Origin of the sequence: Amycolatopsis sp. ATCC 39116 (assembly GCF_000231075.2) — a bacterium.
Classification (GTDB): Bacteria; Actinomycetota; Actinomycetes; order Mycobacteriales; family Pseudonocardiaceae; genus Amycolatopsis_E; species Amycolatopsis_E tucumanensis.
Window position 1 is genome coordinate 36,947 of the sequence record NZ_AFWY03000011.1, and the last position, 18,978, is coordinate 55,924.

General features: G+C 72.6%; 24 protein-coding genes and 1 riboswitch. Of the genes, 8 read left to right on the forward strand and 16 right to left on the reverse strand.

The window, feature by feature from the left end:
* The first annotated feature begins 113 nt into the window (after window positions 1-113).
* The 5 genes from AMY39116_RS0315050 (at window position 114) to AMY39116_RS47440 (ending at window position 5,981) form a co-directional block, all read left to right on the forward strand.
* Entirely contained in the window at window positions 114-707 is a 594-nt protein-coding gene (locus AMY39116_RS0315050) for a TetR/AcrR family transcriptional regulator (protein ID WP_020418467.1), read from the forward strand.
* Window positions 708-898: 191 nt separating this feature from the next.
* The gene (locus tag AMY39116_RS0315055; protein WP_020418468.1) at window positions 899-2,230 is read left to right on the forward strand and encodes a hemolysin family protein; all 1,332 of its coding nucleotides are present in this window, start codon (window positions 899-901) and stop codon (window positions 2,228-2,230) included.
* Window positions 2,227-3,270 (forward strand): hemolysin family protein, encoded by a 1,044-nt coding sequence (locus tag AMY39116_RS0315060; protein WP_020418469.1) that lies wholly within the window; start codon window positions 2,227-2,229, stop codon window positions 3,268-3,270. The genes AMY39116_RS0315055 and AMY39116_RS0315060 overlap by 4 nt, the downstream gene beginning before the upstream one ends.
* Window positions 3,270-4,133 carry a hypothetical protein gene (locus tag AMY39116_RS0315065; protein WP_020418470.1) on the forward strand — a complete coding sequence of 288 codons (864 nt, stop codon included), beginning with the start codon at window positions 3,270-3,272 and terminating at the stop codon, window positions 4,131-4,133. The genes AMY39116_RS0315060 and AMY39116_RS0315065 overlap by 1 nt, the downstream gene beginning before the upstream one ends.
* A gap of 816 nt (window positions 4,134-4,949) precedes the next feature.
* The gene (locus AMY39116_RS47440; RefSeq protein WP_020418471.1) at window positions 4,950-5,981 is read left to right on the forward strand and encodes a substrate-binding domain-containing protein; all 1,032 of its coding nucleotides are present in this window, start codon (window positions 4,950-4,952) and stop codon (window positions 5,979-5,981) included.
* Window positions 5,982-5,996: 15 nt separating this feature from the next.
* Here the strand turns inward: AMY39116_RS47440 and AMY39116_RS0315075 are convergent, their stop codons facing one another.
* Window positions 5,997-6,767: a helix-turn-helix transcriptional regulator gene (locus AMY39116_RS0315075; RefSeq protein WP_020418472.1), complete on the reverse strand. Its 771-nt coding sequence runs from the start codon at window positions 6,765-6,767 to the stop codon at window positions 5,997-5,999.
* A gap of 125 nt (window positions 6,768-6,892) precedes the next feature.
* Between AMY39116_RS0315075 and AMY39116_RS0315080 the strand changes: the two genes are divergently transcribed.
* Window positions 6,893-7,255, forward strand: a complete 363-nt coding sequence (locus tag AMY39116_RS0315080) for a nuclear transport factor 2 family protein (protein WP_020418473.1) — start codon at window positions 6,893-6,895, stop codon at window positions 7,253-7,255.
* A 161-nt stretch (window positions 7,256-7,416) separates the two neighbouring features.
* Window positions 7,417-7,518: riboswitch (glycine riboswitch) on the reverse strand.
* Between the two features lie 42 nt (window positions 7,519-7,560).
* Here the strand turns inward: AMY39116_RS0315080 and AMY39116_RS0315085 are convergent.
* The 7 genes from AMY39116_RS0315085 to AMY39116_RS0315115 all read right to left on the reverse strand — a co-directional run bounded on the left by AMY39116_RS0315085 (window position 7,561) and on the right by AMY39116_RS0315115 (window position 12,224).
* A complete protein-coding gene (locus tag AMY39116_RS0315085; RefSeq protein ID WP_020418474.1) occupies window positions 7,561-8,127 on the reverse strand; it encodes a MerR family transcriptional regulator in 567 nt (188 codons plus the stop codon).
* 350 nt (window positions 8,128-8,477) lie between these two features.
* Window positions 8,478-8,951, reverse strand: coding sequence for a bifunctional nuclease family protein (locus AMY39116_RS0315090; RefSeq protein ID WP_017988091.1), 474 nt, complete (start codon window positions 8,949-8,951; stop codon window positions 8,478-8,480).
* A 248-nt stretch (window positions 8,952-9,199) separates the two neighbouring features.
* Entirely contained in the window at window positions 9,200-9,952 is a 753-nt protein-coding gene (locus AMY39116_RS0315095; RefSeq protein WP_039791535.1) for a MerR family transcriptional regulator, read from the reverse strand.
* Window positions 9,949-10,413 (reverse strand): glycogen accumulation regulator GarA, encoded by a 465-nt coding sequence (gene garA, locus AMY39116_RS0315100; protein ID WP_017988089.1) that lies wholly within the window; start codon window positions 10,411-10,413, stop codon window positions 9,949-9,951. The genes AMY39116_RS0315095 and garA overlap by 4 nt, the downstream gene beginning before the upstream one ends.
* 104 nt (window positions 10,414-10,517) lie before the next feature.
* Window positions 10,518-10,901 carry a glycine cleavage system protein GcvH gene (gene gcvH / locus AMY39116_RS0315105; RefSeq protein ID WP_027935938.1) on the reverse strand — a complete coding sequence of 128 codons (384 nt, stop codon included), beginning with the start codon at window positions 10,899-10,901 and terminating at the stop codon, window positions 10,518-10,520.
* A gap of 57 nt (window positions 10,902-10,958) precedes the next feature.
* Window positions 10,959-11,570, reverse strand: coding sequence for a CDP-alcohol phosphatidyltransferase family protein (locus AMY39116_RS0315110; RefSeq protein ID WP_020418478.1), 612 nt, complete (start codon window positions 11,568-11,570; stop codon window positions 10,959-10,961).
* A 456-nt stretch (window positions 11,571-12,026) separates the two neighbouring features.
* Window positions 12,027-12,224: a hypothetical protein gene (locus AMY39116_RS0315115; protein ID WP_027935939.1), complete on the reverse strand. Its 198-nt coding sequence runs from the start codon at window positions 12,222-12,224 to the stop codon at window positions 12,027-12,029.
* A gap of 155 nt (window positions 12,225-12,379) precedes the next feature.
* Here AMY39116_RS0315115 and AMY39116_RS47445 point away from each other — a divergent pair, with 155 nt between their 5' ends.
* Window positions 12,380-12,820 (forward strand): hypothetical protein, encoded by a 441-nt coding sequence (locus AMY39116_RS47445; protein ID WP_020418480.1) that lies wholly within the window; start codon window positions 12,380-12,382, stop codon window positions 12,818-12,820.
* A 34-nt stretch (window positions 12,821-12,854) separates the two neighbouring features.
* Here AMY39116_RS47445 and AMY39116_RS0315125 read toward each other — a convergent pair whose 3' ends face one another.
* Window positions 12,855-14,558: an AMP-binding protein gene (locus AMY39116_RS0315125; RefSeq protein ID WP_020418481.1), complete on the reverse strand. Its 1,704-nt coding sequence runs from the start codon at window positions 14,556-14,558 to the stop codon at window positions 12,855-12,857.
* Window positions 14,559-14,569: 11 nt separating this feature from the next.
* Entirely contained in the window at window positions 14,570-15,412 is an 843-nt protein-coding gene (locus tag AMY39116_RS0315130; RefSeq protein WP_020418482.1) for a crotonase/enoyl-CoA hydratase family protein, read from the reverse strand.
* A gap of 80 nt (window positions 15,413-15,492) precedes the next feature.
* Here AMY39116_RS0315130 and AMY39116_RS0315135 point away from each other — a divergent pair, with 80 nt between their 5' ends.
* Window positions 15,493-16,320: an alpha/beta fold hydrolase gene (locus AMY39116_RS0315135; RefSeq protein WP_157358558.1), complete on the forward strand. Its 828-nt coding sequence runs from the start codon at window positions 15,493-15,495 to the stop codon at window positions 16,318-16,320.
* Here AMY39116_RS0315135 and cobA read toward each other — a convergent pair.
* From cobA to rpmB, 6 genes are read right to left on the reverse strand one after another with little or no spacing between them, the layout of a single operon-like run.
* Entirely contained in the window at window positions 16,308-17,537 is a 1,230-nt protein-coding gene (gene cobA, locus AMY39116_RS0315140) for a uroporphyrinogen-III C-methyltransferase (protein WP_020418484.1), read from the reverse strand. The genes AMY39116_RS0315135 and cobA overlap by 13 nt on opposite strands.
* 37 nt (window positions 17,538-17,574) lie before the next feature.
* The gene (locus AMY39116_RS0315145) at window positions 17,575-17,961 is read right to left on the reverse strand and encodes an ankyrin repeat domain-containing protein (RefSeq protein WP_020418485.1); all 387 of its coding nucleotides are present in this window, start codon (window positions 17,959-17,961) and stop codon (window positions 17,575-17,577) included.
* A gap of 47 nt (window positions 17,962-18,008) precedes the next feature.
* A complete protein-coding gene (gene rpsR / locus AMY39116_RS0315150; RefSeq protein WP_017988079.1) occupies window positions 18,009-18,257 on the reverse strand; it encodes a 30S ribosomal protein S18 in 249 nt (82 codons plus the stop codon).
* Entirely contained in the window at window positions 18,254-18,559 is a 306-nt protein-coding gene (gene rpsN, locus AMY39116_RS0315155; protein ID WP_020418486.1) for a 30S ribosomal protein S14, read from the reverse strand. The genes rpsR and rpsN overlap by 4 nt, the downstream gene beginning before the upstream one ends.
* Complete coding sequence (rpmG, locus tag AMY39116_RS0315160) at window positions 18,559-18,723, reverse strand: 50S ribosomal protein L33 (RefSeq protein WP_017988077.1); 165 nt, start codon at window positions 18,721-18,723, stop codon at window positions 18,559-18,561. Before rpmG ends, rpsN begins: the two co-directional genes overlap by 1 nt.
* Entirely contained in the window at window positions 18,723-18,959 is a 237-nt protein-coding gene (gene rpmB / locus AMY39116_RS0315165; protein ID WP_020418487.1) for a 50S ribosomal protein L28, read from the reverse strand. The genes rpmG and rpmB overlap by 1 nt, the downstream gene beginning before the upstream one ends.
* Window positions 18,960-18,978: the final 19 nt, after the last annotated feature.

Here is an 18,978-nt window from a genome sequence, read left to right on the forward strand (position 1 = left end):
ACAATTTTCAGGGTCGACCGGGGCCGTTCCCGGCTACCGGCAAGACATCCGTAAGGATTGCAGTAAGTACGTACGGTTTGCGAAAGCCGGGCTCGCGGTGTCAGGATCTAGCCATGCCCCGGGTCAGCCAGGACCACCTCGAAGCGCGCAGGCGCCAGATCCTCGACGGATCCCGTGTCTGCTTCGCCCGGTACGGGTATGAGGGTGCCACGGTGCGCAGGCTGGAGGAAGCGACCGGGCTGTCCCGCGGCGCGATCTTCCACCACTTCCGCGACAAGGAGTCGCTCTTCCTCGCCCTCGCGGAGGAGGACGCGGCCCGGATGGCCGACGTGGTCGCGCAGCAGGGCCTGGTGCAGGTGATGCGCGAACTGCTCGCCGAGGGCAGCGACCACCCCGCGGACTGGCTGGGCACGCGGCTGGAGGTCTCCCGGCGGCTGCGCACCGACCCGGAGTTCCGCGGCCGCTGGGCCGAGCGTTCGCAGCAGCTGACCACCGCCACGCGGCAGCGCCTGCTGTGGCAGCGCCAGGCCGGCAACCTCCGCGACGACGTCGACGTGGACGTGCTCACCGCCTACCTGGAGCTGGTCCTGGAGGGCCTGGTGTCGCACCTGGCGATGGGCCTGCCCGCCGACGACCTCGGCCCCGTGCTCGACCTCGTGGAGGAGAGCGTGCGGCGGCACCGGGTGCGCGCCTCGGCCGACTCCTGACACGCTCACCAGCGCCGACGCCCTCGTCCGGCCGCCCGGTTCGGGTATCATGGCGCACACGTTTCCAGCCATTCCCAAGGAGTGACTTCTTTCGTGCGCGACGCGCAGTCACCTGGTGACAGTACGAAGCCGGGTGGCGAACCCGGCGTTCCCGAGCACCTCCCCGGCCCGGTTCAGGACCGTGACGGCCGATGATGGAAGTGCTCCTCTCCGTTCTCGGAGTCGTTTTCTTCGTGTTGCTGACGGTCGGCACCGGTCTCGCGGTGGCCGCCGAGTTCTCCCTCACCGCGCTCGAGCGCAGCACCGTCGAGGCGCACGTCCGCCAGGTCGGTGACAAGCGGGCCCGCACCGTCCGCAAGGCGCATTCGACGCTGTCGTTCCAGCTCTCCGGCGCGCAGGTCGCGATCACGCTGACCACCCTGGTCACCGGGTACGTCGCGGAACCGCTGATCGGCAACCTGGTCCGCCCGCTGCTCACCGCCGCCGGACTGTCCGAAGGCTTCGCGGGCGGCGCCTCGCTCGTCATCGCGCTGCTGCTGGCCACGATCCTGTCGATGGTGCTGGGCGAGATGGCGCCCAAGAACCTGGCCGTGGCCAAGCCGCTGGAGACCGCGCGGGCCGTGATGGGCTACCACTCGCGGTTCTCGGCGCTGTTCCGCTGGCTGATCACGCTGATGAACAACAGCGCGAACTGGCTGGTCCGCAAGTTCGGCATCGAGCCGCAGGAGGAGCTGCGCTCGGCGCGCTCCCCGCAGGAGCTCGGCTCGATCGTGCGCACCAGCGCGGAAAGCGGCACCCTCGACACCTCGACCGCGCGGCTGCTGGACAAGTCGCTGCGCTTCGGCGACCGCACCGCGGAGGAGCTGATGACCCCGCGCGTGCAGGTCGAGTCGCTCACGGTCGGCGACACGATCAACGACCTCGTGGAGCTGTCCCGGCGCACCGGCCACTCCCGTTTCCCGGTCTACACCGAGGACCTGGACGACGTGCAGGGCGCGGTGCACGTGAAGCAGGCCTTCACCGTGCCCGCCGCCGAGCGGGCCACCACCCGGATCGCCTCGATCATGCGCCCGGTGCCCACCGTGCCGGAGTCGCTGCCCGGTGACGCGCTGCTGTCCCGGCTGCGCGACTCGCGCTTCCAGGTGGCGATGGTCGTCGACGAGTACGGCGGCACGGCCGGCCTGGTGACGCTCGAGGACGTGGTCGAGGAGATCATCGGCGACGTCCGCGACGAGCACGACACCGGCGAGGCGCCGTCCTCGCAGCAGGTCGGCTCCGACACCTGGCTGGTGTCCGGCCAGTTGCGTGCCGACGAGGTCACCGAGGTCACCGGGTTCCGGATGCCCGACGGCGACTACGAAACCATCGCCGGCCTGATGCTGGAGCGGCTCGGCCGCATCCCCGACCCCGGTGACTCCACCGAGGTCGACGGCTGGTGCCTGACGGTGTCCGAAATGGACCGGCTGCGCATCGCCGAGGTGAGCCTGCGGCCGCTGGCCGGGCGGACGGAGGTGGCGCGGTGAACGACTGGCTCGCGATCTTCCTGATCGTCGTCCTGCTGCTGCTGAACGCGTTCTTCGTGGGCGCGGAGTTCACCCTGATCTCCTCGCGCCGCGACCGGCTGGAGGCCCTGCTGGAACAGGGCAAGACCCGGGCGCGGATCGTCATCAACGCGAGCAGGCACGTGTCGCAGATGCTCGCCGGCGCCCAGCTGGGCATCACGATCTGCTCGCTGATCCTCGGCCGCCTCGGCGAACCGGCGGTGGCGCACCAGCTCGAAGGGTTGTTCGGGCTGCTCGGCCTGCCGGACGTCGTGCTGCACACGGTGTCCTTCGCGATCGCGCTGGCGTTCATCACGATCCTGCACGTGCTGATCGGCGAGATGGTGCCGAAGAACCTCGCCATCGCCGAGCCGGAGCGGCTGGCGCTGTGGCTGGTGCCGATCCACGTCGCGTGGGTCAAGCTCGCCAACCCCTTCATCTGGCTGCTCAACGCCATGGCCAACGCGCTGCTGCGGCTGGTCCGGGTCGAGCCGAAGGACGAGCTGGAGACCGCCTACACCTCCGACGAGCTGGCCGAGCTGCTCTCCGAATCCCGCCGCGAGGGCCTGCTGGAGCAGTCCGAGCACGAGCGGCTGAGCCAGACGCTGTCGTCGGTCGAGAAGACCGTCGCCGACGTCCTCGTGCCCACCGCGGAGCTGACGACGCTGCCGAGCACGCCGACGGTGGGCGACGTCGAGGAAGCGGTCTCGTCGACCGGCTTCTCGCGGTACCCGCTGCGGTCGGCGGGGGGCGAGCTGATCGGGTACCTGCACGTCAAGGACGTGCTCGACCAGATCGGCGAGGCCCCGGGGAGCCGGGTGCCCGCGGACAAGACGCGGCCGCTGACCGACCTGCCCGCGCACGCCCGCCTCGACGAGGCCCTGTCCGCGATGCGCCGCGAGGGCAGCCACCTGGCCCGCGCGCGCGGCGCGGACGGCACGATCATCGGCGTGGTCGCACTGGAGGACCTGGTCGAGGAGTACGTGGGCACGGTGCGCGACGGGACGCACGTGACGGCGTGATGCGGGTTCTGGCCGAGGACGAGTGGCGGGCCCGGCAACGCGAGCACGCCGCGCGGGTCCGCCGCTGGACCGGGCCCTACCAGGAGCGCCGGTCGCGGGGCGAGAAGCACCCGGTGCACGACTTCCTGTTCCAGTACTACCCGCACCGCCCCGCGCACCTGGAACGGTGGAGCCCGGGGCCGGGTGTGGCTCTGGCCGGGGCTGCTTCGGAGTTCCTGGCGCGGCCGGAGTTCCGGGAGACGGCGGGCGGCGTGGTGCTCGGTGAGCTCCCGGGGAAGCGCGCGGCGACGGTGCGCGCGTTGCTGGTGCTGCTGGAGGCCACCGCGTCCCGGCCGCCGCGGCTGAACTGTTTCGGGCTGCACGAGTGGGCGATGGTGTACCGCCAGGCGCCGGGGCAGGTGCGGCACAACCAGCTGCCGCTGCGGCTGGGCACGGCCGGCACCGACGCTGTCGTCGAGTCGCTGGAGCTGCGCTGCGGGCACTACGACGCGTTCCGGTTCTTCACCCCGCCCGCCCGGCCGCGCAACGCCCTGGAGCCGTCGCGGGAGCGGCAGGTGGAGCTGGAGCAGCCGGGGTGCCTGCACGCGAACATGGACCTGTACCGGGCGGCGTTCAAGCTCGACCCGTTCGTGCCGTCCGAGCTGGTCGCGGACTGCTTCGAGCTGGCGGTGGAGATCCGCGAACTGGACATGCGGGCGAGCCCGTACGATTTGTCGGGACTGGGCTACTCCCCCGTGCGGATCGAGACCGCGCGGGGGCGGGCGGAGTACGCGCGTGCCCAGGCGGCGTTCGCCGCCAGGGCGGAACCGCTGCGCGCTCGGCTGATCGAGCACTGCCGGACGCTCCTCGCACAAGGGCAGTAACGCTCAGTCCTGCGATTTTCTTGGGTTCATCACGTTTCGCTAACGACGGACCCCTGTTAGGGTGAACGTCGTTTGTCGGAGCACACGGAGAGTTGAGGAAGAGCACGCATGGGGCGACACAGCAGGGGCGACGACCCCGCTCACGGCCGTCCTGAGGCTGGGGAGCCGACGGGGTACCGGCAGGCGGCGCCGCGACCGGGCGAGGCCGTGGGCGCGTTCCCGGTGGATCCCGGCTCGGCGAGCGGGTACCAGCGCGTGCCCGGCGGCGCTCCTGGCGATGGTTCCCGCGGCGTGGCCCCTGGTGCTCCCCACGGTGTGGCCTCTGGTGCTCCCCGCGGCGTGGCCCCCGGTGTTTCCCACGACGCGGCCCCTGGTGCTTCCCGCGGCGTGGCCGCCGGTGTTCCCGCGGGTGGCCGGACTCGCCCCGTTGAGGCGGGCAGTCGCCGCGCAGGCGGTTTCGCGGCGCCCGGTGAGACGACCGGCAGCCGCCGCGCTGTGAACTCAGGCTTCGGCGGGTCCCGCTCGGCGGCGGCCCCGGGCGAGGCGACCGGTAGTCGCCGGACGGTCGGCGCCTCCGAGTCGACTGGCAGCCGCCGCGCTGCGGGGGCCGCTGAAACCACCGGCAGCCGCCGGGCAGTCGGCGCCGCCGAATCCACCGGCAGCCGCCGCTCCCTGGGTGCCTCCGAGTCCACAGGTAGCCGCCGGGCCGAGGGGGCCGCTGAGTCCACCGGCAGCCGCCGCGCCGTCGGCGCCTCCGAAACCACCGGCAGCCGCCGCGCCGTGGGTGCCTCCGAGTCCACAGGTAGCCGCCGGGCCGTGGGGGCCGCTGAGTCCACCGGCAGCCGCCGCGCGGTCGGCGCCTCTGAAACCACCGGCAGCCGCCGGGCGGTCCGTGCCTCCGAGTCCACCGGCAGCCGCCGCGCGGTCGGCACCTCCGAAACCACCGGCAGCCGCCGCGCCATCAGCGCCTCCGAAACCACCGGCAGCCGCCGCGCCATCAGCGCCTCCGAAACCACCGGCAGCCGCCGCGCCATCAGCGCCACCGAGACCACCGGCAGCCGCCGCGCCATCAGCGCCTCCGAAACCACCGGCAGCCGCCGGGTGGTGGGTGAGTCCAGTGGCTACCGGCGCGCGGGCGAGGGCACCAGCACCCGCATCCTGGCCGTGGACGGCCGCCCCCAGCTGGGCCGCCGCCGGGCCGGGGCCGGCGAATCCACCGGCTCCCACCGGGTCGCGCCCGGCGAGGCCACCGGCTCGCACCGCGTGCTCGGCGAGGCCAAGCGCGGCATCGCGAAGTGGCCGATCGTCGCCGGGGTGTTCGTCGTGCTCCTCGTGCTCGGGATCCTCGGCTGGGGCTGGGCGGACAGCATCGTCGCCAACCGGGCCGAGGCCCAGGCCAGCGCGTGCGCCGAGGGCGACTCCAACCTCAGCGTCGTCGCCGCCCCGTCGGTGGCCCCCGCGGTGACCGCCGCCGCCGAGCGGTGGAACCAGGCGAAGACCGTCGTGCACGCGCACTGCGTCCACGTCCAGGTCCAGGCCATCGACGACCAGCGCGTCCTGCTGGCCCTCACCGGCCGCGGCAACCTCGACTCCATCGGCGGCCAGCCCGCCGTCTGGATCCCGGAGACCTCGGCGACGATCACCGAGCTGACCACCGCGCGGCCCACCCTGCTGACCTCCCCGGCCGAGCCGCTCGCCGCCAATGCCCCCGCGGACTACCCCTGCGCGGTGCTCACCGCCGAGGACGTCGACGAGGTCCAGCAGCGCGCCTCCCAGCGGTTCCGCAACTACCTCCAGGAACCGGCCCAGCAGGCCGACTTCACCCGCCTCCTCCACCCCGGCGCCTAGTGCAGGACACCGCGGTCACGCCGGCCGTCCGCCGGTGAGCGCCTCGCGCGTGGCCGCGTCGGCCGGGTAGAACGACTCGATCACCAGCTCGGCCAGCGTCACGTCCAGTGCGGTGCCGAAGGTGGCCACCACGGACAGCAGGGTCAGCTCGGCGTCGCCGCGGCGCAGCCGCACCGGCACGAACACCGAGCCGGCCGGCGCCTCGTCCACCGGGTCGTCGCACGGGTACCCTCTCACCTCGGCCAGCAGGCCGGCCAGGTCGGCGTCGCCGGTGATCTCCACCTGCCGCCGCAGCCTGCCGAGCAGCTCGGCCCGCCACTGCCCCAGATTGATCACGTGCGGGGCGAGGCCGCGGGGGTGCAGTGCGATCCGCAGCACGTTCGCGGGCGGTTCCAGCAGCGCGGGGTCGACGAGGTCGGTCAGCAGCGTGATGCCGCTGTTGCTCTCCACCAGGTCCCAGTTGCGGTCCACGACGACGGCCGGGTACGGCTCGTGCCCGGCGAGCAGGTGCCGGACGGCGTCGAGCGCGGCGCCCAGGTCGGGCAGCGGGGTCTCGGGGAAGACCGGCGCGTAGCCGGCGGCCAGCAGCAGCCGGTTGCGGTCCCGCAGCGGCACCTCCAGCCGCTCCCCCAGGCGCAGCACCATCTCCCGGCTCGGCCGGGACCGGCCGTTCTCCAGGAAGCTGAGGTGGCGCGTGGAGATCTCGGCGGACAGGGCGAGGTCGAGCTGGCTGAGCCGGCGGCGTTCCCGCCACTGCCGCAACTGCTCGCCAACGGGGCGCTGCATGGTCGTCACCCGTGCGAAGTTACGGGGCGCGCGCACGGCGCCGCCATTACCTCCCGCGTAATCGACGGGCCGCGCGATCCGGGCGATGGTGATCAGGTCACACCGACTCGATCAGGAGGAATCCGATGACCGACTACACCGCTCTCGCCCAGGCCTACATCGACGTCTGGAATGAGACGGACGGGGACAAGCGCCGGGCGCTGGTGGAGGAGCTGTTCACCCCGGACGCCACCTACACCGACCCGATCGGCGCGGTGCGCGGCACGGCCGCGATCGGCGACTTCGTCGGCGCGGCCCAGGCGCAGTTCGCGGGACTGGAGTTCAGCCTCGGCGGCACCGTGGACGGCCACCACGACCAGGCCCGGTTCACCTGGCACCTGGGCGCGCCGGGCGCCGCGGAGCCGCTCGTGATCGGCTTCGACGTCGTGGTGGTCGAGGACGGCCGGATCGGCCAGGTGCTGGGCTTCCTGGACAAGGTGCCCAGCTGACGCGGATCCGCCGACCGGCCCGGAACCCCCAGTTCCGGGCCCTCCCCACTCTGTCGTGCCCCGTGAGGGCGCCTGAGAGGTTCACCCGAGTGTTGAGCCGGGTTTGCACCTTCGGCGGGGCCGGACGAAGTTGTGCCCGTCGGCCCGCTTTCCAGAGGCGTCTCGTCCGCGCGGTCCAGGGTGCCTGAGAGGTTCCCGGGGAGGCTTTGCTCCTTCGGCGCCGGGCGCGCTGGTGGTGGCCCGGTCTCTCCCGCGCGGCTTCGGCGACCGCGCTCAGTACCCTACTCCCCGGTTCGGGGAGACGATCACCCGGTCCGGCGTGCGTTGCGGCGCTGCGTGAGTTCGTCCGGAACGACCGGTTCGACCTCGCCGCCGTCGGCGCGCTCGGCCGGGAACTCGTGGATCGTGCCGCTGATCTCCTGCATCGGGACCTTCACCGCGATGCCGAACACGCCCTGGCCGCCCTGGAGCAGATCCACGATCTCCTCCGGCGAGGTGCACTCGTAGACGGTGGTGCCGTCCGAGACCAGGGTGACTTTCGCCAGGTCGCGCGCCCCGCGCTTGCGCAGGTGCTCGACGGCGACACGGATGTTCTGCAGCGAGACGCCCGTGTCGAGTAAACGCTTGACGATCTTGAGGGCGAGGATGTCCTTGAACGAGTACAGCCGTTGCGAACCCGAACCGTGCGCCGTGCGGATGCTCGGCGCGACCAGCCCGGTGCGCGCCCAGTAGTCCAGCTGCCGGTAGGTGATGCCGGCGATCTGACAGGCCGCGGGACCCCGGTATCCGACCAGCTCGTCAGGCAGGGACGAGTCCGGGAAGAGCTCACCCTGCTCCCCGGGCACGACCTGAACCGGCCTTTCGTCGACCACGCATGCCTCCCCTCGCCCGGCCGTGCGGCCGGTCGAAACAAGCACCCGGGGCCCTGGAGTAGGACCCGCGGCAGTGGCAAACCGCTCTGGTGCCCCAGTGACCGCGCCGCGGCCGAATCACACCGAAGCGATTTACCGCCATCGACGGTATGCGCGGGCGCGCGCCCGGTCAACGCGACGCGCGGCCACGCCTCGACGCAGTATGGAGAGTTGATCGGTGAAGACGCCCCGACCACGGTTACCCGGCCGGGTAATTTTCGCCGCGGAGGGCCCCGGAACGCGCCGAAGGGGCCCTCCCGGCCGGTGCTCGAGCCGGGAAGACCCCTTCGGCGCCGCCGGAGGCGGGGCGGTCAGGTGTCCGCGCCGCGGAAGTCCTCCGGCGAGACGGATTCGAGAAATTCGCGGAACTTCTCGACCTCGTCCTCCTGCTCGTCCGGGATGATCAGCCCGGCCTCGTCGAGCACCGCGTCCACCGCGTGGATCGGCACCCCGACGCGCAGGGCCAGCGCCACCGAGTCGCTCGGCCGCGCGGAGACCCGCACGTTGCCGTCGAAGACCAGTTCGGCGAAGAACGTGCCTTCGCGCAGGTCGGTGATCACGACCTGTTCGAGCTCGCGGCCCAGCGCGCCGATGACCTCCTTGAGGAGGTCGTGGGTCAGCGGGCGCGCGGGGCGCACGCCCTGCTGCTCGAGTGCGATCGCGGTGGCTTCCACGGACCCGATCCAGATGGGGAGGTACCGCTCACCCTGCGCCTCCCGGAGCAACAAGATCGGCTGGTTCGCGGGCAACTCGACCCGCACGCCGACGACGCGCATTTCGCTCATCGGGCTTCGCCTCCCTCTCGTGTGCGCGGGCCGCGGCGCTGGTCCGGGGACCCCGCATCGACATCTCCGACGCTACCCGCCATCCCGGCGCCGTGCTCGTTCGCGGGGACTGGGTGGCAGTCGCGTGGACCGTTCCGGCAAATCCATCACCAACGGTACGGCATCGGCGGCTCGCTGCGGAGTCCCGAAACCATGTCATTACCGTCGCGACCCACGACCAGCGGAGATCCAGAACCGCACCGCCGGGCTCACCCGCCCGTCACGTCCCGGATGCCCGCTTTGACCAGCAGCGTGTGCAACGTCACGGACAGTGCCGCCAGCTGCCGCGCCAGCTCGTCCGCCCGCGCCTTGGCGTCCGGGTCACGCTGCCGCGACACGGGCGCGACGATCTGCTCGAGCAAGCCGACCTCGCGGTCCGCCGACGCGCGGAAGGCACGCAGGTGCCGCGGCTCGATGCCGAACTCCGTCATGGCGCGGACCGTGCGAGCCACCAGCACCGCGTCCGGGTCGTAGAACCCGGCCGCGCCGGGGCGGATCAGGCCGTACTGCTCCAGCTCGGCGAGCAGGGAGCTGTCCACGCCCGCCTCGGCGAGCAGGTCCTCCCTGGTGAGCCGGACGTCGCGGCCCGGCGCGAAGTCGTCGGGCCGGGGCAGCCCGTCCCCCGGACCCGGCGCCGCCGGGATGGGGACCAGCTTGCGCGGCAGCCTGCCGCCGAGGCCCTGGCCGTCGGACAGACCGCGGTCGGCGGCGTCGAGCTGCTCCTTGATGACCTTGAGCGGGAGGTAGTGGTCCCGCTGCGCGGCCAGCACGAACCGCAGCCGCTCGACGTCCGCCGCGGAGAACTGCCGGTATCCGGACGCGGTCCGGCCCGGGCGGACCAGCCCCTCGGACTCGAGGAACCGGATCTTGGAGATGGTGACATCGGGAAAGTCCGGGCGCAGCTGCGCCAGCACCGCCCCGATGCTCAGTCCATCACGCTGTGGCCGCCCGGCAGCCGTCACCGCGCCCCCTGGCCCCCGTGCCCCGGGCCGGTCAGGAAGACCAGGCGGAACTTGCCGATCTGCACCTCGTCACCGCCCGCGAGCACCGCCTGGTCGACCGGCTCGCGGTTCACGTAGGTGCCGTTCAGGCTGCCCACGTCGATGACGACGAACTCCCCGCCCTCGCGACGGAACTCCGCGTGGCGGCGGGACACCGTGACGTCGTCGAGGAAGATGTCGCTGTCCGGGTGGCGCCCGGCGCTCGTGGTGTCCCGGTCGAGCAGGAAGCGCGAACCGGCGTTCGGGCCCCGCTTGACCACCAGCAACGCCGTGCCTGCCGGCAGCGCGTCGACACCGGCGACCGAAGGCTCCGGCGTCGGCGCCTCCTGACCCTCCACGTCCGCCAGGAAGTCGGCCCGGAAGACCGAGGTCCGCTCCGGAGACTGCTCCGGGGGAACGCCGGGCCCGTCGTTGGTGCTCACCTGAGCTCTCCTCACCACTGATGTGTCGCTGGCTGAAAACCTGTGGCTGCCAACGTACCGTGCCTGATCGATTCGGCCCCCGCGGCTCCCCCCAAAACGCGGTCCTAGCCTGCGGTCAGCCGGTTGTAGGCGTCGGCGTCGAGCAGCCCCGCCACGGCGTCGGCGTCGCTCACCCGGATCTCGACGAGCCACCCCTCGCCGTAGGGGTCGCTGTTGATCAGCTCCGGCGAGTCGCTCACCGCGTCGTTGACGGCGACGACCTCGCCGTCGACCGGGGCGAACAGCTCGGACACGCTCTTGGTCGACTCGACCTCGCCGAACGGCTCCCCCGCGGTCACCGCCTTGCCGGCCTCGGGCAGGTCGACGAACACCACGTCACCCAGCTGGTCCTGCGCGTACTCGGTGATCCCGACCCGGACCACGTCCCCGTCACGGGTGGCCACCCACTCGTGCTCCTCGGTGTAGCGCAACTCTTCTGGCGCGGACACTCCACGTCCCCTTTCCTGCCCCGGCTCGCGGGTCTTTCGCGATGCTCGCGCGAAGTCTTACATCCGCGCGCCCGCTCTGGCACGCCGGACCGCCCAGAAGGTCTGCAGCAGGTACAACGCGCCGGACCACACGTACAGCACGGTGCCCCACGCGGTGAAGGAATAGGCGATGGGCCGGGCGATCGCGGCCGCGGTCGAGCCGCCCTGCGTGAGCAGCAGGAACGGGAAGGCGTACATCAGCACGAAGGTCGCGGCCTTGCCGATGTAGGTGACCTCGGGGGGCGCGTAGTCGTTGCGGCGCAGCACCAGCAGGGCCACCCCGACCAGCAGCTCACGCCCGACGAGCACCGCGACGAGCCACCAGGGCACGATGCCGCGGACCAGGAAGGCGATCAGCGTGGCGACGATGTAGAGCCGGTCGGCGGCCGGGTCGAGCAGCTGCCCGAGGCGGCTCGTCTGGTCCAGCCAGCGCGCGAGCTTGCCGTCCAGCCAGTCGGACAGGCCGCTGAACACCAGCAGCGCCAGGGCCCAGCCGTCGGCCCGCGGGCCCAGCAGGAGCCACAGGAACACCGGGACGCCCGCGAGCCGCAGCAGGGACAGCAGGTTCGGCACCGTCCACGCCTGGCGCAGCAGGCTGGGCTCGGCCGTCTCGGCGCGGGGTTCGATCACGAGGTAACCCTAATCGGTGGGGCTGGGGCGGGTTCACCCTCGGAGTGGCGGTGCCCGGTGGTTGTGGCGACGACCGGGGCCCGGCGGTTCGGGCCCGGCGGCTCGGGCCCGGCGGCTTGGGCCCGGCGGCTTGGGGCTGGCCGGTTCGGGAAGCGGGCTCGGCCCCGCCGGGCCGACGGCGGCCGTGGAACCAATCGGGGCTTGCGGCCCGTGCCCGCAGCAGACGGGCGAGGCGCTCGGCCCGCGACCGCTCGTGGAACCCGACCGGGCTCGCGGCCTGTTCCCGCAGTCCGACCCGGGCTCGGGGTCGCTGCCCGCGGGCCGCCAACGGCGAGCAACCTCGGCAACCGCGCATACCCGGCCTCGCACCTCGGCGGTAGGCCGGGCAGCCGGGCGAGACCCTCGGCCCGCGGCCGCTCTCGGAGCCCGGCTCCGCCGGACCTCGCGCGCGGGGTGTCAGCCCGCGCGGCGGTGCGTCCAGCCGCGGCGGCGGAGTTCGTCGCCGGTGAGGGTGAGTGGGCGGCCCAGGTGGTCGGTGCCCACCCAGCGCAGGGTCCCGGCCCCCGCCTCGAGGACGTACGGGCGGCCCTGGCTCCACACGACGGAGCAGGGGGCGGTCGGAAGCGGATCCGTCTCGGTCTCGGTGCTCAACACGACTGTGGTGTCGCGCGAGGCGGGCGAAGTGTTAGCCGCCTGCCAACTATTCACCCGGCCGGTGGATCATCGTCCACAGTGGAGCCTCGCCGGGCGCGTCCTGCCTGCGATTTCGCCGAAGCCACGGTACTTTCCCGCCGAGGAGGCAACCACTGATGACCGCACCCCGCCGCGTCCTGCCGCTGCTGCTCCTGTCCGCCGGCGTCCTGGCCGGCTGCTCCGCCACGCCCGGCGTCACACCCCAGACGAGCGTCCCCGCGAGCGCGCCGGCGAGCACGGCCACCCCCGCGCCGAGCACGTCGCCCACCACGACCGGGGCACGCGCGGACGGCTGCGGCACCGTGCCGGCCGCCAGCGGCCTGACCCTGCAGGTCATGGAGACCACGACGAGCAGCCTGAGCTGCGGTCAGGCCACCGACCTGGTGACCCGGTTCCAGCGGGCGATCGCCGGGCGGCAGCCCGCCGGGTCGGGCCGTCCGGTGAGCGAGACCGTCGACGGCTGGCTGTGCGTCTCCGGCCCGCCCGCGTCGCAGGGCGGCACCACGTGCAGCCGCGGCGAGGACACCGTCTTCGCCCGCGTCACCGAACCGGAGTAGCCGCCCCCGGCCGCGAACCGGGGGCGGCCCGCGCTCAGCCCTTCAACCCCGGGAAGTCGTCCTCGCGGAACTCGCCGGCCGGGCGGGAGTCCGGCGTGGCCTGTTCCTTGCCGCGCAGCTCGACGCGGCGGATCTTGCCCGAGATCGTCTTCGGCAGCTCGGCGAACTCCAGCCGCCGGATCCGCTTGTACGGGGCCAGGTGCTCCCGGCAGAACGCCAGGATGCTCTCCGCCGTGGCCGCGTCCGGCTCGTGCCCGGCCGCGAGGACCACGTAGGCCTTGGGCACCGCGAGCCGGATCGGGTCCGGCGCGGGCACCACCGCGGCCTCGGCGACCGCCTCGTGTTCGAGCAGCACGCTTTCCAGCTCGAACGGCGAGATGCGGTAGTCCGACGCCTTGAACACGTCGTCGGTGCGGCCGACGTAGGTGATGTAGCCGCGCGCGTCGACCGAGCCGACGTCGCCGGTGTGGTAGTAGCCGCCGCGGAACGCCTCCGCGGTCCGCTCCTCGTCGTCGGCGTAACCGACCATCAGCCCCACCGGCCGCTCGGTCAGGTCGAGGCAGATCTCGCCCTCCTCGGCGGGCTGCCCGCTCACCGGGTCGACCAGCACGACCTTGAACCCGGGCACCGGGCGTCCCATCGACCCGGACTTGACCTCCTGGCCGGGCGTGTTGGCGATCTGCACGCTGGTCTCGGTCTGCCCGAACCCGTCCCGGATCGTGACGCCCCACGCCTTGCGGACCTGGTCGATCACCTCCGGGTTGAGCGGCTCGCCCGCGCCGACGACCTTGACCGGCGGCGTCTCCAGCGCGCCGAGGTCGGCCTGGATCAGCATCCGCCACACCGTCGGCGGCGCGCAGAAGCTGGTGATCCCGCACCGCTGCATCTGCGCCATCAGCGCGCCGGCGTCGAAGCGCGTGTAGTTGAACAGGAACACCGTGGCCTCGGCGTTCCATGGCGCGAACACGTTGCTCCACGCGTGCTTCGCCCAGCCGGGCGAGGAGATGTTCAGGTGCACGTCGCCGGGTTCGAGCCCGATCCAGTACATCGTGGACAGGTGCCCGACCGGGTAGGACACGTGCGTGTGCTGCACCAGCTTCGGCTTGGCCGTGGTGCCGGAGGTGAAGTACAGCAGCAGCGGGTCGGTCGCGGCGGTCGGGGCGTCCGGCGTGAACGATTCCTCCGCGGAATAGGCGTCGGCGAAGGAGTGCCAGCCCTCGGCCCGCTCCCCCACCGCGATGCGGGTGTAGTCGCCGGCGACGTCGGCGAACTTCTCGACGTCCGCCGACCGGACCACGACGTGCCGCGCGTTGCCGCGGTCCACGCGGTCGCGCAGGTCGGCCGCGCCGAGCAGGGTGGACGCCGGGATGATCACCGCGCCGAGCTTGATCGCGGCGAGGATCGTCTCCCACAGCTCGACCTGGTTGCCGAGCATGAGGATCAGGCGGTCGCCGCGGCGGACGCCGAGGCCGCGCAGCCAGTTCGCGACCTGGCTGGAGCGGCGGGACATCTCCGGGTAGGTCCAGCGGCCCTCGCCGCCGTCCTCCTCGACGATCCACAGCGCGTACTTCTCCGCGTTGGCCGGATCGGCGGCGACCACGTCGAACCAGTCCAGCGCCCAGTTGAACTCGTCCAGTTCCGGCCAGGCGAACTCGCGGTAGGCGGTGTCGTAGTCCTCGCGGTGCGCGAGCAGGAAGTCGCGTGCCTCGCGGAACTGCTGGTGAGCGGCGTTGCTCATGGCCTTGCTCCTCACTCGCCGGTGAACTCGGGCGCCCGGCGCTCCATGAACGCCCGCACCGCTTCCTGGATGTCCTTGCTGGGCAGGAAGGCCGCGTTCCAGGTGGAGACGTAGCGCAGCCCGTCGCTGACCTGCCGCTCGGTGTTGAGCGAGAGCACCTCCTTGACGCCCTGCACGACCAGCGGCGGGTTGGCGGCGATCTCGCGAGCCAGCTCGTCGGCCGCGGCCAGCACGGCGTCCTGGTCGGCGTACACGTCGTTGACCAGCCCGATCCGCTCGGCGCGGGCGGCGTCGATGTCCTTGCCGGTCAGGGCGAGCTCACGCAGGTGGCCCTCGCCGATGATCCCGGCCAGCCGCTGCAGGCTGCCCAGGTCCGCCACGATCGCGACCTTCGCCTCGCGCACGCTGAACTTCGCGTCCGCACTGGCCAGCCGCACGTCGGCGGCCGCGATCACGTCGACGCCGCCGCCGATGCACCAGCCGGACACGGCGGCGATCACCGGGGTGCGGCACTCCGCCACGGCGGTGACACTGTCCTGCAGGACCCGGATCTCGCGGAGGAACTCGGTGCGCGGGCCGGCCAGGGCGTCGCCGGCGAGCAGCGGCGCCCAGCCGCCCATCATCGCGGGCAGGTCGAGGCCGTAGGAGAAGTTCTTCCCGCTGCCGGTCAGCACGATCGCCCGTACCGCGGGATCGGCGTCCAGGGTGCGGAACACGATCGGCAGCTCGCGCCAGAAGTCCGGGCCCATCGCGTTGCCCTTGCCCGGCCCGAGCAGGGTCACGCGGGCGACCGGGCCGGTTCGCTCGACGGCGAGCGAGACCAGGTCCGGGAGCTTGTCGGCGGTGTCAGTCATGCGGCCATCTTGACGCATCCGGACACGATCCCGCGCACAAGCCTGTGCGGGGACGCCCGGTGGGTGGTTTCCTGATCGTCATGCTGACCCGTCCCCTGGAGACCACCGGACTGGCCGCCGCGTTCACCTTCGAGGGCCACCGGCTCTGCTACACCGAGTTCGGCACCGGCGACCGCGTGGTCGTGCTGGCCCACGGCCTGATGTTCACCCGGCGGATGCACGCGCCGCTGGCACGCGGGCTGGCCGCCGAGGGGTTCCGGGTCGTCACGCTGGACCTGCTCGGGCACGGTGAGTCCGACCGGCCGCGCGAGTCGTGGCACTACTCGATCCCGGCGTTCGGCGACCAGGTGCTGGCGCTGCTGGACCACCTGGACGTGGACCGGGCCGTGGTCGGCGGGACGTCGCTCGGCGCGAACGTGGCGCTGGAGGCGGCGGTCAAGGCGCCGGAGCGGCTGCGCGGGGTCGTGGTGGAGATGCCGGTGCTGGACAACGCGATCGTCGCCGGGCTGCTGGCGTTCACGCCGCTGCTGTTCGCGGCGCGGTTCGTGCCGTTCGGGGTGCAGGCGGTGGCGAAGGTGGCCGGCCTGGTGCCGCAGGGCAGCCAGTGGGTGGACGTCGTCACTGACACGCTCGACCAGCGCCCGGCGTCGATGGCGGCGCTGCTGCACGGCGTGTTCTTCGGCCGGATCGCGCCGCCGCGGTCGGTGCGCAAGCGGATCGAGGTGCCCGCGCTGGTGATCGGGCACCAGCGCGACCCGGTTCACCCGTTCGGCGATGCCGACACGCTGGCCGCCGACCTGCCCGCGGCGGAGTTCGTGCAGGCGCGCAGCCCGGTCGAGCTGCGGTTCGACCCGCAACGGCTGACCGCGGCGATCCTCGACTTCGTGCGGCGCTGCTACCGGAGCTGATCCGGCAGGAGGCCGGCGACCGGGCCGATCACGATCACCGCGGGCGGGCGCACCCCGGCGGCCTTGGCGTCCTCGGCCGCGGTGGCCAGGGTGAAGCGGTGCACCCGCTGGGTCGGCATGGTGCCGTTCTCCACGACCGCGACCGGCGTGTCGCCGGGGCGGCCGCCGTCGAGCAGCGCGGCGGCGAACTGGCCGAGCCGTTCCACACCCATCATCAGCACGATCGTGCCGCGCAGCTTCGCCAGCGCCGACCAGTCGGTCAGGGAGCTCTCGTGGTCCGGCGCGACGTGCCCGGACACCACGACGACCTCGTGGGCGACCCCGCGGTGGGTGACCGGCACCCCGGCCGCCGCGGGACCGGCGATCGAGCTGGTGATGCCCGGCACCACGGTCACCGGCACGCCCGCCTCGGCGCACGCGAGCAGCTCCTCGAAGCCGCGGCCGAACACGTACGGGTCGCCACCCTTGAGGCGGACCACGAACTTGCCCGCCTTGGCGTGCTCGATCAGGGTGGCGTTGATGAAGTCCTGGCTGGCGGCGCGGCCGTAGGGGATCTTGGCGGCGTCCACGACCTCGACGTCCGGGTGCAGCTCGTCGAGCAGCTCGCGCGGGGCCAGCCGGTCGGCGACCACGACGTCGGCGCGGGCCAGCAGCCTGCGGCCCTTGACGGTGATCAGCTCCGGGTCGCCTGGGCCGCCGCCGACAAGCGCGACGCCGGGCAGCTCGGCGGCGTCGGGCGGGGTGATGTCGTCGGCGATCGCGCCGGTGTGCAGGGCCTCGACGATGTTGTCGCGCACCGCGGCCGAGCGCAGCGGCTGGCCGCCGGAGAGGACGCCCACGACCAGCCCCTCGTGGCGACCGACCGCGGCGGTCACGGCGGTGCCCTCGATGCCGGCGTCGGCGCGCACGCAGAAGATGCGGCGCCGCTCGGCCTCCGCGCAGACCGCGGCGTTCACCTCGGGGTCGTCCGTGCAGGCCAGGGCGTACCAGGCGCCGTCGAGGTCGCCGTCGGCGTAGCGGCGCTGGTGCCAGACCACCTCGCCGGCGTCGATCATGCCGCCGACGGCCGGGGTGGTGGACGGCGAGATCAGCTCGACGGCGGCGCCGGCGCTGATCAGGCGGGGCAGTCTGCGCTGGGCGACGGTCCCGCCGCCGACGAGCACCACGCGCCGCCCGGCGAGGTCGAGGCCGACGAGGTAGTGCTGGTCTTCAGGCATGCGGACAAGCATGCCTGCTGGGTGCCGCGAAAACACCTCAGGGTTGCAGGAGTGTGAGCAACTCCGTATTGCCGAACATGCGCGCGGTGTCCACGGCCGACGGGGTGCCCGCCGCCGGGTCGGCGCCTCCCGCCAGCAGCGCTTTGACGACGTCCGGGTCGTTCTTGAACACCGCGCCCGCCAGCGGGCTCTGGCCCCGGTCGTTGAGCCGGTTCGGGTCGGCGCCCCGGTCGAGCAGCGCCTTGACCGTCCCGGCGTGGCCGTGGTAGGCGGCCAGCATCACGAGCGTGTCGCCGCGGTCGTTGGTCAGGTTGACCGCGATGCCGGCGTCGACGTAGGCCGCCAGCGTCTCCGTCTGCCCCTCCCGGGCCATCTGGAACACCCGGCTCCACAGCTCGATCATCTCGTCGGACGGCTCGCTCATGACATCGAGCCTAGTGCGGGCCGTCCGGCCGGACGGCCCGCACCGGGTCAGCGCGCCGACGAGGGGTACGGCAGCAGGGCCATCTCGCGCGCGTTCTTGATGGCCTGGGCCACCTGCTTCTGCTGCGTGGGCGACAGGCCCGTCACCCGGCGGGCGCGGATCTTGCCCCGGTCGGAGATGAACTTGCGCAGCAGGTCCACGTCCTTCCAGTCCACAACGGACACGTCCGCCTCGGCGAGCAGGTTGCGGCGACGGCGGCCGGGCCGGTCCTTGACGTACTTGGGCACGGCGCTCACCAGCTCGACTTCGACACGCCGGGCAGCTCGCCGCGGTGGGCCATCTCGCGCAGCCGCACCCGGGACAGCCCGAACTTGCGGAAGTAGCCACGCGGGCGGCCGTCCGCGGTGTCGCGGTTGCGCAGCCGCGTGGGGCTGGAGTCACGGGGCAGCTTCTGCAGCGCCACCACCGCGGCCGCCCGCTCGTCCGGTGTGGACTTCGGCGAGGACACCACCGCCTTCAGCTCGGCCCGGCGCTCGGCGTAGCGGGCCACGACGGCGCGACGCTGCTCGTTGCGGGCGATCTTCGACTTCTTCGCCATCAGCGCTCCTCCCGGAACTCGACGTGGCGGCGCACCACCGGGTCGAACTTGCGCAGCACCATCCGGTCCGGGTCGTTGCGCCGGTTCTTCCTCGTCACGTACGTGTAGCCGGTCCCCGCGGTCGAGCGGAGCTTGATGATCGGCCGGACGTCGTTGCGGGCCACTACAGCTTCACCCCCTTCGCGCGCAGTTCGGCCACCACGGCGTCGATCCCGCGCTTGTCGATCGTCTTGATGCCCTTCGCCGAGACCCGCAGCGTGACCCAGCGGCCCTCGGACGGCACCCAGTAGCGCCGCCGCTGGACGTTCGGGTCCCACCGCCGCGAGGTCCGCCGGTGCGAATGGGACACCTGCTTGCCGAAGCCCGGCTTGCGGCCGGTGACCTGGCAGACCGCCGACATCCACCCTCCCTAGTTGGTA

What these genes read in the sequence shown, in the direction of transcription:
- AMY39116_RS0315145 (WP_020418485.1), bottom strand. Translation starts at nt 17,961, where the DNA reads ATGAGCGAGCCGTCCGACGAGATGATCGAGCTGTGGAGCCGGGTGTTC.
- rpmB (WP_020418487.1), bottom strand. Translation starts at nt 18,959, where the DNA reads ATGTCGGCGGTCTGCCAGGTCACCGGCCGCAAGCCGGGCTTCGGCAAG.
- AMY39116_RS0315075 (WP_020418472.1), bottom strand. Translation starts at nt 6,767, where the DNA reads ATGCAGCGCCCCGTTGGCGAGCAGTTGCGGCAGTGGCGGGAACGCCGC.
- cobA (WP_020418484.1), bottom strand. Translation starts at nt 17,537, where the DNA reads ATGCCTGAAGACCAGCACTACCTCGTCGGCCTCGACCTCGCCGGGCGG.
- AMY39116_RS0315090 (WP_017988091.1), bottom strand. Translation starts at nt 8,951, where the DNA reads ATGAGCGAAATGCGCGTCGTCGGCGTGCGGGTCGAGTTGCCCGCGAAC.
- AMY39116_RS0315125 (WP_020418481.1), bottom strand. Translation starts at nt 14,558, where the DNA reads ATGAGCAACGCCGCTCACCAGCAGTTCCGCGAGGCACGCGACTTCCTG.
- AMY39116_RS0315055 (WP_020418468.1), top strand. Translation starts at nt 899, where the DNA reads ATGATGGAAGTGCTCCTCTCCGTTCTCGGAGTCGTTTTCTTCGTGTTG.
- AMY39116_RS0315065 (WP_020418470.1), top strand. Translation starts at nt 3,270, where the DNA reads ATGCGGGTTCTGGCCGAGGACGAGTGGCGGGCCCGGCAACGCGAGCAC.
- rpsN (WP_020418486.1), bottom strand. Translation starts at nt 18,559, where the DNA reads ATGGCGAAGAAGTCGAAGATCGCCCGCAACGAGCAGCGTCGCGCCGTC.
- AMY39116_RS0315050 (WP_020418467.1), top strand. Translation starts at nt 114, where the DNA reads ATGCCCCGGGTCAGCCAGGACCACCTCGAAGCGCGCAGGCGCCAGATC.
- AMY39116_RS0315130 (WP_020418482.1), bottom strand. Translation starts at nt 15,412, where the DNA reads ATGACTGACACCGCCGACAAGCTCCCGGACCTGGTCTCGCTCGCCGTC.
- AMY39116_RS0315135 (WP_157358558.1), top strand. Translation starts at nt 15,493, where the DNA reads ATGCTGACCCGTCCCCTGGAGACCACCGGACTGGCCGCCGCGTTCACC.
- AMY39116_RS47445 (WP_020418480.1), top strand. Translation starts at nt 12,380, where the DNA reads ATGACCGCACCCCGCCGCGTCCTGCCGCTGCTGCTCCTGTCCGCCGGC.
- AMY39116_RS0315080 (WP_020418473.1), top strand. Translation starts at nt 6,893, where the DNA reads ATGACCGACTACACCGCTCTCGCCCAGGCCTACATCGACGTCTGGAAT.